Origin of the sequence: Paraburkholderia piptadeniae, assembly GCF_900007165.1 — a bacterium.
GTDB classification, from domain to species: Bacteria; Pseudomonadota; Gammaproteobacteria; order Burkholderiales; family Burkholderiaceae; genus Paraburkholderia; species Paraburkholderia piptadeniae.
In genome coordinates, this window is the sequence record NZ_CYGY02000182.1 from 1 (window position 1) to 671 (window position 671).

General features: G+C 64.5%; 1 protein-coding gene. It reads left to right on the top strand.

Annotated elements, in window-relative coordinates; genetic code table 11:
• Window positions 1-148 precede the first annotated feature (148 nt).
• On the top strand, window positions 149-671 hold a 523-nt coding region (gene ureE, locus BN2476_RS44190), incomplete at its 3' end, for an urease accessory protein UreE (RefSeq protein ID WP_087740398.1).

A 671-nucleotide genomic window follows, 5' to 3' on the forward strand; every position in this document is an offset into this window, starting at 1 on the left:
GTGACGAAGGCGCACATGATCCACAACGCGTGGCAGCCGTCGATCAGCGTCGATCCCGAGACGTATCAGGTGATCGCCGACGGACAGTTGCTGACCTGCGAGCCCGCAAAAGTCCTGCCGATGGCGCAACGCTATTTCCTGTTCTGACATGCGTACGTTAGACAAACTGCTGGGCGCCCATATCAAACTCGCGCCCGTTCTGATCAGGCGCGCGCCGACGCTGACGCTCGCGTTTGATGCGCGCTGCAAGAGCCGTCTTGCCGCGACGCTCGACAACGGCGAAGAAGTCGCGCTGGTGCTGCCGCGCGGCACGGTGCTGCGCGACGGCGATGTGCTCGTCGCCGACGATGGCGCGCTGGTGCGCGTCGTCGCGGCCGCCGAGTCGGTGCTGATCGTGCGCGCGCCCGACGCGCTGACGCTGACGCGCGCCGCTTATCACCTCGGCAACCGGCATACGCCCGTCGAAGTGGGCGCGGATTATCTGAAGCTCGAATACGATCCCGTGCTCGCCGATATGCTCAAGCGTCTGGGCGCATCCGTCGATCATGTCGAGATGCCGTTCCAGCCGGAAACGGGCGCGTATGGCGGCGGGCATCGGCACGGTCATGACGAGACGTTCGCCGAAGACTATGCGATTGCGCAGCAGGTGTATGGCGAGCATCATGGTCATG